Below are 11,982 nucleotides of genomic sequence, written 5' to 3' on the forward strand. Positions count from 1 at the left end.
GTCAATGCCGCATGTGGAGCGCGGCATGGCCGTTGGCCTCTTCGGCGGCTCCTTCAACCCTCCTCATGAGGGCCATCTGCTGGTGGCGGAGATTGCACTTCGCCGCCTCGGCCTTGACCAGCTCTGGTGGATGGTGACGCCGGGGAACCCGCTGAAGAGCCGAACCGAACTGGCGCCGCTTGCCGATCGTATCGCCCTTTCCGAAAAGCTGGCGCAGGATCCGCGGATCAAGGTTACTGCCTTCGAGCAGGCCCTCGGGAGCCCTTACACTGCCCACACGCTCGCCCATGTCAGAAGGCGCAGGCCGGGCATTTGTTTCATCTGGATCATGGGCGCGGACAGCCTTCGGACGTTCCACCGGTGGCAGAAGTGGCGCTCGATCGTCCAGACCTTTCCGATCGCCATCATCGATCGTCCCGGCTCCACGCTTTCCTTCCTCTCGTCACGATTGACGCGAACCTTCGACTACGCGCGTGTTGACGAAGACGATGCTGGCGTTCTGTGGCGGAGACCCGCTCCTGCATGGACTTTCATCCATGGCCCCCGCTCCGCCCTCAGTTCGACGAGCTTGAGGCTGGCGGGAACCTAACCTCGCGCACCAGCCCTTCATCATGTTTCCCACGTGTCGCTTGAAAGATAGCCCCTTCGATGCCACCTTTAGACAGCGGCCGGAGAGTCCGGATTCGCTGACAGTGCTGTAGCTGTTACTTGGACGAAAGGAAGAACCCTGACAACAGTGCACACCAAGGGAAAGATGCCCGGCATCCTCCCGCAGAGACTGGAACGTGGCGCCGATGCCGCGGCCCGTGCTCTCGAACTGGTCCTCGCAAGCCTTGAGGACTCCAAAGCAGAAGACATCGTCACCATCGACATCGCCGGAAAATCAGCGCTAGGAGACTACATGGTCGTAGTCACCGGGCGGTCGAACCGGCACGTCAGCGCGATCTCCGATCACCTTATCCGCGATTTGAAGGCGGAAGGCCTCGGCACCCCTCGGGTGGAGGGCCTGGAGAGCGGCGACTGGGTTCTGATCGATACGGGCGACGTCATCATCCATGTGTTCCGACCGGAAGTCCGGGAGTTCTACAACATCGAAAAGATGTGGGCCGCTCCCGATCTCGAGGAAGAAACACTTCACTGACCGGTTGTTAGGGCTGCCCTGACCCGGTAAAGCCGACCGTAGTGACGCGGCTGCGCTCACCCGCTAGCCGCCAGCATTAGGCCGGCCTTATTGCAGGACAGGACATGCGCATCAGCCTCTTTGCCGTGGGACGGCTGAAATCCGGCCCCGAGAAAGACCTTGCGTCTCGCTACCTCGATCGTTTCTCCAAGGCCGGCCCTGCGGTTGGACTTGAATTTTCGCGGTTGATCGAGGTGCCGGAAAGCCGCGCATCAAATGCCGACACCCGCAAGAAGGAAGAAGCCGCCATCCTCCAGAAATCCTTGCCGGAAGGGGGTCTCCTCGTTCTGCTCGACGAGCGCGGGAAATCAATGGACAGCGAGAGTTTCGCCCAGATGATCGGCCGCTTCAACGACAGCGGCAAACGGGACATGTTGATCGCGATCGGCGGCGCGGACGGACTGGATCCGGAACTCCAATCCAGGGCCGACGCCGTGGTAAATCTTGGGATCATGACCTGGCCGCACCAGCTCGTCCGCATCCTGATCGCCGAGCAACTCTATCGGGCGGTCACGATTATCGCCGGTCACCCGTATCACAGGGCCTAGGCCGCCATGTGGTCATGTCGCGCAAATCAGCTTACCTTGACTGCGCGGCGAACGGTAGAGAGATGAACTTCACGTCACGACAGACAATTCGGCGCGGGGGCCGTGTCCTAATAACCGGGATCGCCACGGCACTTCTCACGGTGCCGGCGCTTCATTTATCTGCGCCACGTGCCCAGGTTCTCGAGCAACCGATGACGCCTCAGGATCCGACGCTGGAACTCCAGCGTAAGCGGGACGAGGCGCGCCAGGAACTGGACGTCCTCGGCAACACGATCAGCCTTTCGGTCGAGAAGACGGACGCGATCGAGCAGACAATAGCTGAATTGGAGAAAACCACGGCCAACCTGCGCCAGGCGCTCGTCGACTCGGCGAGCCGCCGCAAGGCGCTGGAGCAGAATATCCAGGATAGCGAGGAAAGACTGGCGCGGCTTCGCCTGCGGGAGGAAGAGATCCGCCGTTCCCTTGTGGAAAGGCGCGCTCTTCTGGCAGAAGTCCTGGCGGCCTTGCAGCGCATGGGCCGCAATCCACCACCCGCCCTCCTCGTTACCCCGGAGGACGCGCTCGCCTCGGTGCGGAGCGCCATACTGCTTGGAGCGGTCGTGCCGGGCATGCGGGCCGAGGCGGATCGACTGGTGGCGGACCTGGAAGCGCTTGCGAAGCTGCAGGGAGAAGCGACCGCTGAAAAGGCCTCGGTGTCCCAGACCATCGCGGAAGGACTCGAGGAGGAAAAGCGCATGGACATGCTGCTGGCGGAGAAGGAAAAACTCAGCCGGCAGAATGCCGAGGAACTGGCAGCCGAACACCGCCGGTCGGAGGAACTGGCGGGACGGGCGACCTCACTGGAAGGCCTGATCCAATCCCTCGAAGGCGAGATATCCTCTGTACGCGAGGCGATGGAGCAGGCACGGCTCGAAGAAGAGCGCCAGCGTCGCCTTTCCGAGGAGGAACGGGAGCGGGCGAAGCAACGGGCCGAGAGCATTCTGCCTGACAAAAACCGCATTGCGCCCGCATATGCCTTTTCCAGCCTGAGGCAGAAGCTCGATCTTCCGGTGACGGGTGACATCTTGCGGAGCTTTGGTGAACCAGACGGGACGGGACATTCTGCGGTGGGCATGACCGTGGCTTCAAACCCTGGTGCAGTTGTGACAGCTCCGTCTGATGGATGGGTGGTGTTTGCCGGCGCTTTTCGAAGCTATGGTCAGATGGTCATCCTGAATGCAGGCGAGGGCTATCATCTTGTTCTGGCGGGAATGGATGAGGTTCGTACGCGACAGGGCAGGTTTGTTGTTGCCGGCGAACCGATCGCCGTCATGGGTAACAAAAGAGTGGCGAGCGCTACGGCATTGACGCTGGAAACGGATCGCCCGACACTTTACATTGAATTCAGGAAGGGTGGGTCGCCGGTCGATTCTAGGCCATGGTGGACCGCCAAGGAACTTGGAAGGGCACGAAATGATTCGTAAGGCTTCTCTGGTGATCGTCGGCGCTCTGATGGGTGCCACGGCCATGAGCGTCATCTACTCGGCGGGAGTGCCGGCGCAGGCTGCCGGTCCTTCGACCTATAAAGAATTGTCCATTTTCGGTGACGTCTTCGAGCGGGTGCGGGCACAGTACGTGACGCCACCCGACGAGAGCAAACTCGTCGAGAACGCCATCAACGGCATGCTCACCTCCCTCGACCCGCATTCGAGCTTCCTGAATGCGAAGGACGCCGCGGACATGCGGACCCAGACGCGCGGGGAGTTCGGCGGTCTCGGCATCGAAGTCACCATGGAAAACGAACTGGTGAAGGTCATTGCGCCCATCGACGATACGCCTGCATCCCGTGCCGGCATCCTCGCCGGCGACCTGATAGCGGAAATCGACGGTGAGGCCGTTCGCGGCCTGAAGCTCGAGGAAGCGGTCGAGAAGATGCGCGGCGCGGTCAACACGCCGATTAAGCTGACCATCCTTCGCGAGGGCGCCGACAAGCCTCTGGAGATCACCATCACGCGCGAGATCATCGCGGTTCGCGCCGTCAAGTCGCGCGTCGAGGCAGACGTAGGCTATGTCCGCGTGATCTCGTTCACCGAGAAGACCTATGACGACCTTGAGAAGGCGATCGAGAAGATTAAGGCGGAGGTCCCGGCCGACAAGCTGAAAGGCTACGTCCTCGACCTGCGCCTTAACCCGGGCGGTCTCCTGGATCAGGCGATCAACGTCTCCGACGCCTTTCTTGAGCGCGGCGAGGTGGTCTCCACGCGCGGCCGCAATGCGGACGAGACCCGCCGGTTCAATGCCGGCCCCGGCGACCTTACGGATGGCAAGCCGGTCGTGGTGCTGATCAATGGTGGCTCTGCCTCGGCATCGGAAATCGTCGCCGGCGCCCTGCAGGACCTGAAGCGGGCAACAGTGCTCGGCACCCGTTCCTTTGGCAAGGGTTCGGTCCAGACGATCATTCCGCTGGGCGAAAGCGGCGCCCTCCGGCTGACGACAGCACTTTACTACACGCCTGCGGGAACCTCGATCCAGGGCACTGGTATCAACCCAGACATCAAGGTCGAGCAGCCACTGCCCGAAGAGCTTCAGGGCAAGGTGCGTGCCGAGGGTGAATCGAGCCTGCGCGGCCATATCCCGGGTCAGAACGAGACGGATGAAGGCTCCGGCTCAGTCGCCTACGTCCCGCCGGAGGCAAAGGACGACGTGCAGTTGAACTACGCCCTCGATCTGTTGCGCGGCAACAAGACCGACCCGAGCTTCCCGCCAAGCCCCGACAAGGCTGCAGCAGTAAAGCAGTAAGATCTTTGAAGCCGGAGCAAACCTCCGGCTTCTTCACCTTCGGCATCCATCCCGGACCTTCCCTTGGACCCTGACCTTCACGCCCCGCTCGGACAGAACAGACCGGCCGGAAGAAGACGGTGGATTCGCCTCACACCCTCGCTTGCCGGGGGCGCAGCCTTTACGACGGCGGTTCTGGCCCTCTCCTTCTACACGATGTCGGAGGGAAGCCGCTTTCGAGCATCCTCGCCCGGCACCCCGTCGGAACAGCAGCAGACACCTCAATCCGAGATCGCGCGATCCGCCCCGTCACAAGCCGGGGACGCTCGTCGGAGCGGATCCGAAACGGGGCCAGGCGTCGAACGGCTGACCACCGACGACGGAGCGGTGGTGACCAAATATTCGCCCGGCTTGCGCAGCGGCAGTGAGCCGCTCATCCTCCAGGCGCCACGTGTCGGACAGGACCCAAGGCTGGCCGGGACGCCCAATGAGGATCTTCTGGAGGATTCTCCCTACGGTCCCTTGCCCGTGGTCGGCCCTGATGGACTGCGGCCCATGGATCACTATGCGCGCCCGTGGTCGGGTGCGCGCGGAACTCGCATCGCCATTATCGTCGGCGGACTCGGGTTGAGCCAGACGGGGACGCAGCGCGCAATTGAAGAACTGCCGTCGGAGATTACCCTCGCCTTCGCCGCAAGCGGAAACAGCCTCCAGCGGTGGATGCAGGCATCTCGCAGACAAGGCCACGAAATCTTGCTTCAGGTCCCCATGGAGCCTTTCGGCTCCTCGGATCCGGAAAGCGATCCCAACACCTTGCTCGTCGACGCACCGCAGGCGAAGAACCTGGAGCGGCTGCATGAAGCGATGGCAAGCATCACAGGCTATACGGGCATCATGAACCATCTCGGGGGACGGTTGCTCTCCAACGTCGATGCCCTGGAACCCCTTCTGCGCGACGTGAGCGCCCGCGGCCTGCTGTTCCTTGACGATGGCTCATCCGCACGATCCACAAGCGGCACACTCGCCAAGGCAATCGACTTGCCCCATGCCTTTGCCGACATGACGCTGGACGGTCAGGTGGAAACCGCGGCGATCCTGCGCAAGCTTGACGACCTGGAACGTCTTGCGCTGCGAAAGGGAAGTGCTATCGGTGTCGCTTCGGCCTTCGACGAGTCCGTGCAGGCAATCCGCCAATGGGTTCAGGAGGCGAGCCGCCGCGGGATCGAGATCGTGGGCGTCTCGGCTTTGGCCGACGACCCGACCGGCTACCGCGCAGAGGTGAACCAATGAGTCAATTCTCCAAAACCGCCGACGACCTCCCCTACCGACGCTGCGTCGGCGTGATGGTCCTCAATCACGACGGGCTGGTCTGGGCAGGACGTCGCATTGCCGAGGGCAATTCCGAGTATGATGGCTCGCCGCAGCTCTGGCAGATGCCGCAGGGAGGCATCGACAAGGATGAGGATCCGCTGGAGGCTGCCTATCGGGAACTCTATGAGGAGACCGGCATCGAGACTGTCTCTCTGCTCGGGCAGAGCCGGGACTGGATCAACTACGACCTCCCGCCCCACCTGATCGGCATCGGACTTAAAGGAAAGTACCGCGGCCAGACACAGCGCTGGTTCGCCTTCCGCTTTGAAGGCGACGAGCGCGAAATTCGGATCAACCCGCCGCCGGGCGACCACGCCCCCGAATTCGATGCTTGGGAGTGGAAGCCCATGGACGAACTTCCCGGCCTGATCATCCCGTTCAAGCGCAACGTTTATGAGCGCGTCGTCTCGGAGTTCGCTCACCTCGGCAAGACGGCAGCCTGACGAACTTCAGCCGTCTGGCGAAAGCTCCGAGATGATCTCCATCATCTGCTGCTGTATCCGGGTCGGCTGCCAGTTCCCGCGATAGGTGAGCCCGATCGGACGAATGAGGTGATCGGTGGAGAAATTGATTTGCGCCAGCAGCCCGTGATCACATTCCGGCATCGACTGGTGGCGGGAGATGCAGCCGAGATGATCGCTTTCACTGAGAAGGCCCCGCATCAAGAGAAGCGATCCGGATTCAATCAGCTGCTGCGGCGTCGCCTTGCCCTCTGATGTGAACAGCGTCTCGAACTGCGTTCGTGTCGGCGTCCCGAGCCGAGGCACCACCCAGGGATAGGCAAGAAGATCATCTATGCTCACCGAGGTCTGTTTTGCGAGCGGATGGTCCGGCCGGGCGAGAAGCGCAAGTCGGTCGTTGAACAGCCTTTCCTGAACGACATCCTCTATGGGAGCAGGCTCGCGCAGGGCGCCCACGAGAAAGTCGATCGAGCCTCGCCGCAGGTCTCCCAGAAGGGCATCATAGGTTCCGTCGATAATGCGGACAGCGATTGCGGGGTACTGTTGGCGGAACCGCGCAAGCGCGCGCGGCAGCAGGATCGATCTGGCTAGCGGCATTGCGCCGATCACGACCGCACCAGCCTCGCTTCCATCGAACTGTGCGAGTTCCGCATCGGCCTGATCGAACTCGTAGATGGCAAGACGCGCTGCCTGCGCCAGCGCCTGGCACAGGCGCGTCGGCAGGCTTCCAAAGGATGTCCGCTCGAACAGGGTTCGCGCGGCCTCCTGTTCGATCTGCGTCACCGCGCGATGGACGGTTGGCTGGGCCAGACCGAGGCGCCGCGCCGCAAGGGTGAAGTTCTCGCTTTCGCTGACAGCGATCAGAGCCTGCAGTTGAGCATAGGTCAGGGAGATCCGCAGCCGCGGCGAGATTTCGCCAAGGATCGGGTCGAGAAGTGCGAATGCGCTCTCGACGCGCTTGAGAAGGATCTCTCCGCGCGGTGTGGGAAAGAACCCGTGACCGGTTCGATCGAACAGCGGCCCGCCCGCCTCCCGCTCCAGCTTGTTGATCGCCTGGGTGACCGCCGGCTGGGAAAGATGCCATTTCTCCGACGTCGCCGTCAGCGACTTCAATTCCGCAACGGCGGCGAAGAACCTCAGATGTCTGAGATTGCGGGGAATCATAGGGTGCGGAGCACGCCGTCGCAGCGCTGTGCCAAATCGTCGTCGCCCGGATCGAGACGCAGATCGGAGATGGTCCGCTGCCACCTGACCGTGCCGCTGCTCATCCAATCGGGCAACCCGAATTCACGCAGAGTCACACAGACTTCCTCGACCTCGGCGGCCCTCCGGGCGCCATGAACGATCATCCGTTCGAGGTTATAGGATCCCCGGGCGTGCCAGTCTATGCCCGGATCGGAGGCTTGCAGCGAGGCAAGCACCGCATCCTCGACGCCAGCCCTTCGCGCCGCAAGCAGACATTCGGTGGTCAGCGCCTCCAGGCCCTTGATGATCACGGAGCGCAGCATCTTCACGCTCGACGCATCGCCCACCTTTTCCCCCGTGAGGCGCGGGCGCATGTCCAATTGTTCGAGCAGGCCAGCCACTTCACCTGCATGAGGTCCTGCCAGCAGAAGCGGCGCCTGGTGCCTTTTCGGATAGACCGGCGCCATGACGGCAACATCTACATAGCGGCCGCCGGCTTCCTCGATAAGCGCAGCCGCCTTCTGCTTCGTCTGCGGCGCGCACGAGTTGCAATCCAGCCAGTAAGCCCCCGGCGCTAGATAGCGCACGGCTGCACGGGCAGCTTCCAGCGCCTGGTCCGCCGTCACGAGGCTGAAGATTAGGCCCGTCCCGTCCAAAGCCTCTTCAAGACTTGCCACTGGCTCCACGCCTGCCGCTACACAGCGCATCGTCACCTGCTCGGCAGCTTCCGGATCCTGCAATTTCAGATCATAAGCGCGAACACTACGTTCGGGCGCGAGTTGCCAGCCGGAGGCGACGGCGTGCGCTGCTTCGCCGAAGCCCACGAAGGTGACTCTCGGGAAATTCCTTGCGGTATCAGTCATCAGCCATCTCCTTCGATCAGAGCGCGAGTGTGGCAAGGCACAGTCTGCAAATCCAGAGACTATAGCTTAAACTTATCCGTTTCGGACCCCTTTCCATTTGATCTGGAGGAGCACACGAAGCAACCCTAGGCTAAAGGAAATATCAGGGAGGCCTTTATGCCCAGCGAGAACAAGACTGCCCTCGTCATCAGTGCCCATGCCGCCGACTTTGTCTGGCGGTGCGGTGGCGCGATCGCGCTTCATGCGGAACTTGGCTACAACGTCACCGTCGTCTGCCTGTCGTTCGGAGAGCGCGGTGAAAGCGCCAAGCTCTGGAAGCAGGAGGGCATGACGCTCGATCGCGTCAAGGATGCCCGGCGCGCAGAGTCCGAGCGCGCTGCCGAGGCTCTTGGCGTACACGACCTGGTATGTATGGATCTTGGCGACTATCCCCTGGAACTGACGCGCGAGAACAAAAACGCGCTGGTTGATGTCATTCGACAGGTCCAGCCGCGCTTTATGCTCAGCCACTCGCAGTACGATCCCTACAACACAGATCACATGTATGCGACGCAGGTCGCGCTTGAGTGCCGGATGATTGCCCAGGCTTGGGGCCACAATCCCGGCCAGAAGGTTCTTGGCGCACCGCAACTCTATCTGTTCGAGCCGCACCAGACTGAGCAGATGGGCTGGAAGCCGGACACCTTCCTCGACATCACCCCTGTCTGGGCCAAGAAGCGGGCAGCAATCGAGTGCATGGAGGGCCAGGAGCACCTCTGGGAGTATTACACGCGCGTTGCCATCAACCGCGCCAATCACTTCAAGCGGAACTCCGGTGGCCAGTCTGGTGGCCGCGACTGCAAGTATGCAGAGGGCTTCCAGTCGATCTTCCCGCGAACAGTGGATGAGCTGTAAGGAGCGCGAGCATGGAGCCCTGCCACGACATCGCGCATCTCGCGCATGTGGAAATGTACACCGACAGATACGAAGAAAGCCTCGACTTCTTCACCCGCGTCTATGGCTTGAAGCTTTCGGGTGAGGACGAGACGTCTGCCTATCTTCGGGCATGGGATGACTACGAGTTCCACTCGCTGAAGCTGACGCGCCATCATCAAACCGGCATAGGCCACGTTGCCTACCGGGCGACCTCACCCGAAGCGCTTGAGCGGCGAGTAGAGGTGATCGAAGCCTCCGGCTACAAAGTCCATGGCTGGACGGACGGCGATCTCGGTCACGGCAGGGCGTTCCGCTTCGAGGATCCCTTTGGCCACATCTTCGAGATCTACTGGGATACCAACTGGTACCAGCCGCAGATCGTGGCGGAGCGGGCTGCCCTGAAGAACACGGCGTCGGCCTTCACCGGCGCCGCACCGCGTCGGCTCGACCACCTGAACTTGCTGTCCAGCGACGTGACCGAATTCAGGCGCTTTATGGAGACCTGCCTCGGCTCCCGCGTGACGGAGATGATCCAGCTCGACAATGGCCGTATCGGCGGCTGCTGGTTCACGGTGAACAACAAGACCTATGACCTCGCCTGCACTGAGGAACACGGGGGGGGCAGCGGACGCCTGCACCACGTCACCTATGCAACCGACCAGCGCGAGGATATTCTTCGGGCAGCCGACATCTTCCTGCAGAACGGGGTCCATATCGAGACAGGTCCGCACAAGCACGCCATCCAGGGCACGTTCTTCCTCTATGTCTGGGAGCCCGCAGGAAACCGGGTAGAGTTGGCAAATGCCGGGGCCCGGCTGATCCTCGCACCGGACTGGAAGCCCGTCGTCTGGACGGAGGCTGACCGCAAGAAGGGGCAGGCCTGGGGTCTCAAGACGATCGAGACGTTCCATACGCACGGGACGCCGCCGGTAAAGAAGGAGCACTAAGGTGGCTGTCGTGGTTCAAAACATCGAGCGCGCCGACCCGTCGGTGATCGACCGGCTTGCCACAGCTGGCGTGGCGACGGTTCATGAGGCGCAGGGCCGACGCGGCTGCCTCGCCTCCTACATGCGTCCTATTTACGCCGGTGCACAGGTCGCCGGTTCAGCGGTGACGATCTCTGCCCCTCCCGGCGACAACTGGATGGTTCATGTTGCAATCGAGCAGCTCCGCGAAGGGGATATCCTCGTGCTCGCGCCGACCTCGCCTTGCGACAATGGCTACTTCGGTGATCTTCTGGCGACCTCAGCCAAGGCCCGTGGCTGCCGCGGCCTGGTGATCGACGCCGGCGTGCGCGACATTCGCGACCTGACCGCGATGGGCTTCCCTGTCTGGTCCAAGGCAATCTCGGCCGAGGGTACGATCAAGGAGACACTTGGCTCAGTGAACGTTCCAATCGTCTGCGCCGGCGCTGCCATCGAAGCCGGTGACATCATCGTTGCGGACGACGATGGCGTGGTGGTCGTCAAGCGGGCCGAGGCCGAAACTGTAGCGATTGCCGCCGAGAAGCGCTTGGCTGCCGAAGAGGCCAAGCGTCAGCGCCTGGCGTCTGGCGAGCTTGGTCTCGACATCTACTCCATGCGCGAAAGGCTTGCGGAGAAAGGACTGAAATATGTCTGATCCTTACGCGGACGGCATCCCGTGTCTCTGGATGCGGGGTGGAACGTCGAAGGGAGCCGTTTTCCTTGCCTCGGATCTACCCTCCGACTCGAAAGAACGAGACAACCTGCTCCTGAAGATCATGGGATCTCCTGACGCACGGCAGATCGATGGCATAGGGGGAGCCGATCCGCTCACGTCGAAGGTGGCCATACTCTCCCCCTCTTCGCGACCCGACGCGGACATCGACTACCTCTTCCTGCAGGTCTTCGTGGATCAGGCCGTGGTCACGGATGCCCAGGGTTGCGGCAATATCCTGGCAGCCACAGCCCCCGCAGCCATCGAGCGGGGCCTTGTATCTGCCGAAGATGGCGTGACACCGGTCCGCGTGCACATGCTCAACACCGGGGAAGTGTCGCTTGCAAGAGTCTCCACTCCCGGTCGCAGGGTGAGCTACGAGGGCGACGCGCGCATCGACGGCGTTCCCGGCCATCATGCGGCAATCCCCCTCCTGTTTCAGAACACGGAAGGCTCCATGTGCGGAGCGCTCCTGCCCTCCGGAAACGTCAGCGATATCATTGAAGGCGTCGAGTGCACGCTGATCGACAATGGCATGCCGATCGTCATCCTCCGCGCTTCGGACTTCGGCCTCACAGGCAGCGAAAGCCGGGAGGATCTGGATGGCAATGCCGACCTGAAGCGCAGGTTGGAAACGATACGGCTTGCGGTAGGACCGCTGATGAACCTAGGCGACGTTGCAGAAAAGTCGGTCCCCAAGATGACACTGGTTTCGGCTCCCCAACAGGGTGGGACGATCAGCACCCGCAGCTTCATCCCGCATCGCTGCCACGCTTCGATCGGAGTCTTCGCAGCCGTCAGCGTCGCGACTGCATGCACGCTGCCCGGCTCGGTCGCCGCCGGCATTGCCGAACTGCCTGATGACGAACGATTTCTCGTCGAGCATCCGAGCGGTGCGGCCGAGGTTCTCGTTCATCGCGATCCGGACGGGAAGATCACCGGAGTAGGGACGCTCCGCACGGCGCGCAAGCTGTTCGATGGCAGGGTTTTCCCGGCGCCGTAACCGGATCGCGGTCCCAAACCAC

At 62.2% G+C, this 11,982-nt stretch carries 13 protein-coding genes; 11 read left to right on the forward strand and 2 right to left on the reverse strand.

Annotated features, from left to right (window positions below):
* Nucleotides 1-4 precede the first annotated feature (4 nt).
* The 7 genes from FN060_RS17750 to FN060_RS17780 all read left to right on the forward strand — a co-directional run bounded on the left by FN060_RS17750 (nucleotide 5) and on the right by FN060_RS17780 (nucleotide 6,299).
* Nucleotides 5-589: a nicotinate-nucleotide adenylyltransferase gene (locus FN060_RS17750; RefSeq protein ID WP_142589573.1), complete on the forward strand. Its 585-nt coding sequence runs from the start codon at nucleotides 5-7 to the stop codon at nucleotides 587-589.
* A gap of 165 nt (nucleotides 590-754) precedes the next feature.
* Nucleotides 755-1,141, forward strand: a complete 387-nt coding sequence (rsfS, locus tag FN060_RS17755) for a ribosome silencing factor (protein WP_142589240.1) — start codon at nucleotides 755-757, stop codon at nucleotides 1,139-1,141.
* Nucleotides 1,142-1,245: 104 nt separating this feature from the next.
* Nucleotides 1,246-1,728: a 23S rRNA (pseudouridine(1915)-N(3))-methyltransferase RlmH gene (gene rlmH / locus FN060_RS17760; RefSeq protein WP_142589241.1), complete on the forward strand. Its 483-nt coding sequence runs from the start codon at nucleotides 1,246-1,248 to the stop codon at nucleotides 1,726-1,728.
* Nucleotides 1,729-1,790: 62 nt separating this feature from the next.
* Entirely contained in the window at nucleotides 1,791-3,191 is a 1,401-nt protein-coding gene (locus FN060_RS17765) for a murein hydrolase activator EnvC family protein (protein ID WP_142589242.1), read from the forward strand.
* Nucleotides 3,181-4,506 carry a S41 family peptidase gene (locus tag FN060_RS17770; protein ID WP_142589243.1) on the forward strand — a complete coding sequence of 442 codons (1,326 nt, stop codon included), beginning with the start codon at nucleotides 3,181-3,183 and terminating at the stop codon, nucleotides 4,504-4,506. Before FN060_RS17765 ends, FN060_RS17770 begins: the two co-directional genes overlap by 11 nt.
* 63 nt (nucleotides 4,507-4,569) lie before the next feature.
* A complete protein-coding gene (locus FN060_RS17775; protein WP_142589244.1) occupies nucleotides 4,570-5,775 on the forward strand; it encodes a divergent polysaccharide deacetylase family protein in 1,206 nt (401 codons plus the stop codon).
* Nucleotides 5,772-6,299 carry an RNA pyrophosphohydrolase gene (locus tag FN060_RS17780; RefSeq protein ID WP_142589245.1) on the forward strand — a complete coding sequence of 176 codons (528 nt, stop codon included), beginning with the start codon at nucleotides 5,772-5,774 and terminating at the stop codon, nucleotides 6,297-6,299. The genes FN060_RS17775 and FN060_RS17780 overlap by 4 nt, the downstream gene beginning before the upstream one ends.
* Nucleotides 6,300-6,305: 6 nt before the next feature.
* Here the strand turns inward: FN060_RS17780 and FN060_RS17785 are convergent, their stop codons facing one another.
* Together FN060_RS17785 and FN060_RS17790 are read right to left on the reverse strand one after the other, a co-directional pair.
* A complete protein-coding gene (locus tag FN060_RS17785) occupies nucleotides 6,306-7,481 on the reverse strand; it encodes a LysR family transcriptional regulator (protein WP_142589246.1) in 1,176 nt (391 codons plus the stop codon).
* Nucleotides 7,478-8,365 (reverse strand): NAD(P)-dependent oxidoreductase, encoded by an 888-nt coding sequence (locus FN060_RS17790; protein ID WP_142589247.1) that lies wholly within the window; start codon nucleotides 8,363-8,365, stop codon nucleotides 7,478-7,480. Before FN060_RS17790 ends, FN060_RS17785 begins: the two co-directional genes overlap by 4 nt.
* Before the next feature lie 156 nt (nucleotides 8,366-8,521).
* Here FN060_RS17790 and FN060_RS17795 point away from each other — a divergent pair, with 156 nt between their 5' ends.
* The 4 genes from FN060_RS17795 to FN060_RS17810 are packed head-to-tail and all read left to right on the forward strand — an operon-like array spanning nucleotide 8,522 to nucleotide 11,960.
* Entirely contained in the window at nucleotides 8,522-9,259 is a 738-nt protein-coding gene (locus tag FN060_RS17795; RefSeq protein WP_142589248.1) for a PIG-L deacetylase family protein, read from the forward strand.
* Nucleotides 9,260-9,270: 11 nt separating this feature from the next.
* Entirely contained in the window at nucleotides 9,271-10,227 is a 957-nt protein-coding gene (locus tag FN060_RS17800; protein WP_142589249.1) for a VOC family protein, read from the forward strand.
* Between the two features lies 1 nt (nucleotide 10,228).
* Nucleotides 10,229-10,900, forward strand: coding sequence for a 4-carboxy-4-hydroxy-2-oxoadipate aldolase/oxaloacetate decarboxylase (locus FN060_RS17805; RefSeq protein WP_142589250.1), 672 nt, complete (start codon nucleotides 10,229-10,231; stop codon nucleotides 10,898-10,900).
* On the forward strand, nucleotides 10,893-11,960 hold the full coding sequence (locus tag FN060_RS17810; protein ID WP_142589251.1) for a 4-oxalomesaconate tautomerase: 1,068 nt from the start codon (nucleotides 10,893-10,895) through the stop codon (nucleotides 11,958-11,960). Before FN060_RS17805 ends, FN060_RS17810 begins: the two co-directional genes overlap by 8 nt.
* The last annotated feature ends 22 nt before the right edge of the window (nucleotides 11,961-11,982 follow it).

Source organism: Pseudorhizobium halotolerans, assembly GCF_902153235.2.
Lineage (GTDB): Bacteria > Pseudomonadota > Alphaproteobacteria > Rhizobiales > Rhizobiaceae > Neorhizobium > Neorhizobium flavum.

Bases quoted from the DNA above. Each gene is read 5' to 3' on its own strand.
- FN060_RS17800 (WP_142589249.1), top strand. From the start codon at position 9,271: ATGGAGCCCTGCCACGACATCGCGCATCTCGCGCATGTGGAAATGTAC.
- FN060_RS17795 (WP_142589248.1), top strand. From the start codon at position 8,522: ATGCCCAGCGAGAACAAGACTGCCCTCGTCATCAGTGCCCATGCCGCC.
- FN060_RS17750 (WP_142589573.1), top strand. From the start codon at position 5: ATGCCGCATGTGGAGCGCGGCATGGCCGTTGGCCTCTTCGGCGGCTCC.
- rlmH (WP_142589241.1), top strand. From the start codon at position 1,246: ATGCGCATCAGCCTCTTTGCCGTGGGACGGCTGAAATCCGGCCCCGAG.
- FN060_RS17765 (WP_142589242.1), top strand. From the start codon at position 1,791: ATGAACTTCACGTCACGACAGACAATTCGGCGCGGGGGCCGTGTCCTA.
- FN060_RS17780 (WP_142589245.1), top strand. From the start codon at position 5,772: ATGAGTCAATTCTCCAAAACCGCCGACGACCTCCCCTACCGACGCTGC.
- FN060_RS17770 (WP_142589243.1), top strand. From the start codon at position 3,181: ATGATTCGTAAGGCTTCTCTGGTGATCGTCGGCGCTCTGATGGGTGCC.
- rsfS (WP_142589240.1), top strand. From the start codon at position 755: ATGCCCGGCATCCTCCCGCAGAGACTGGAACGTGGCGCCGATGCCGCG.
- FN060_RS17810 (WP_142589251.1), top strand. From the start codon at position 10,893: ATGTCTGATCCTTACGCGGACGGCATCCCGTGTCTCTGGATGCGGGGT.
- FN060_RS17790 (WP_142589247.1), bottom strand. From the start codon at position 8,365: ATGACTGATACCGCAAGGAATTTCCCGAGAGTCACCTTCGTGGGCTTC.
- FN060_RS17785 (WP_142589246.1), bottom strand. From the start codon at position 7,481: ATGATTCCCCGCAATCTCAGACATCTGAGGTTCTTCGCCGCCGTTGCG.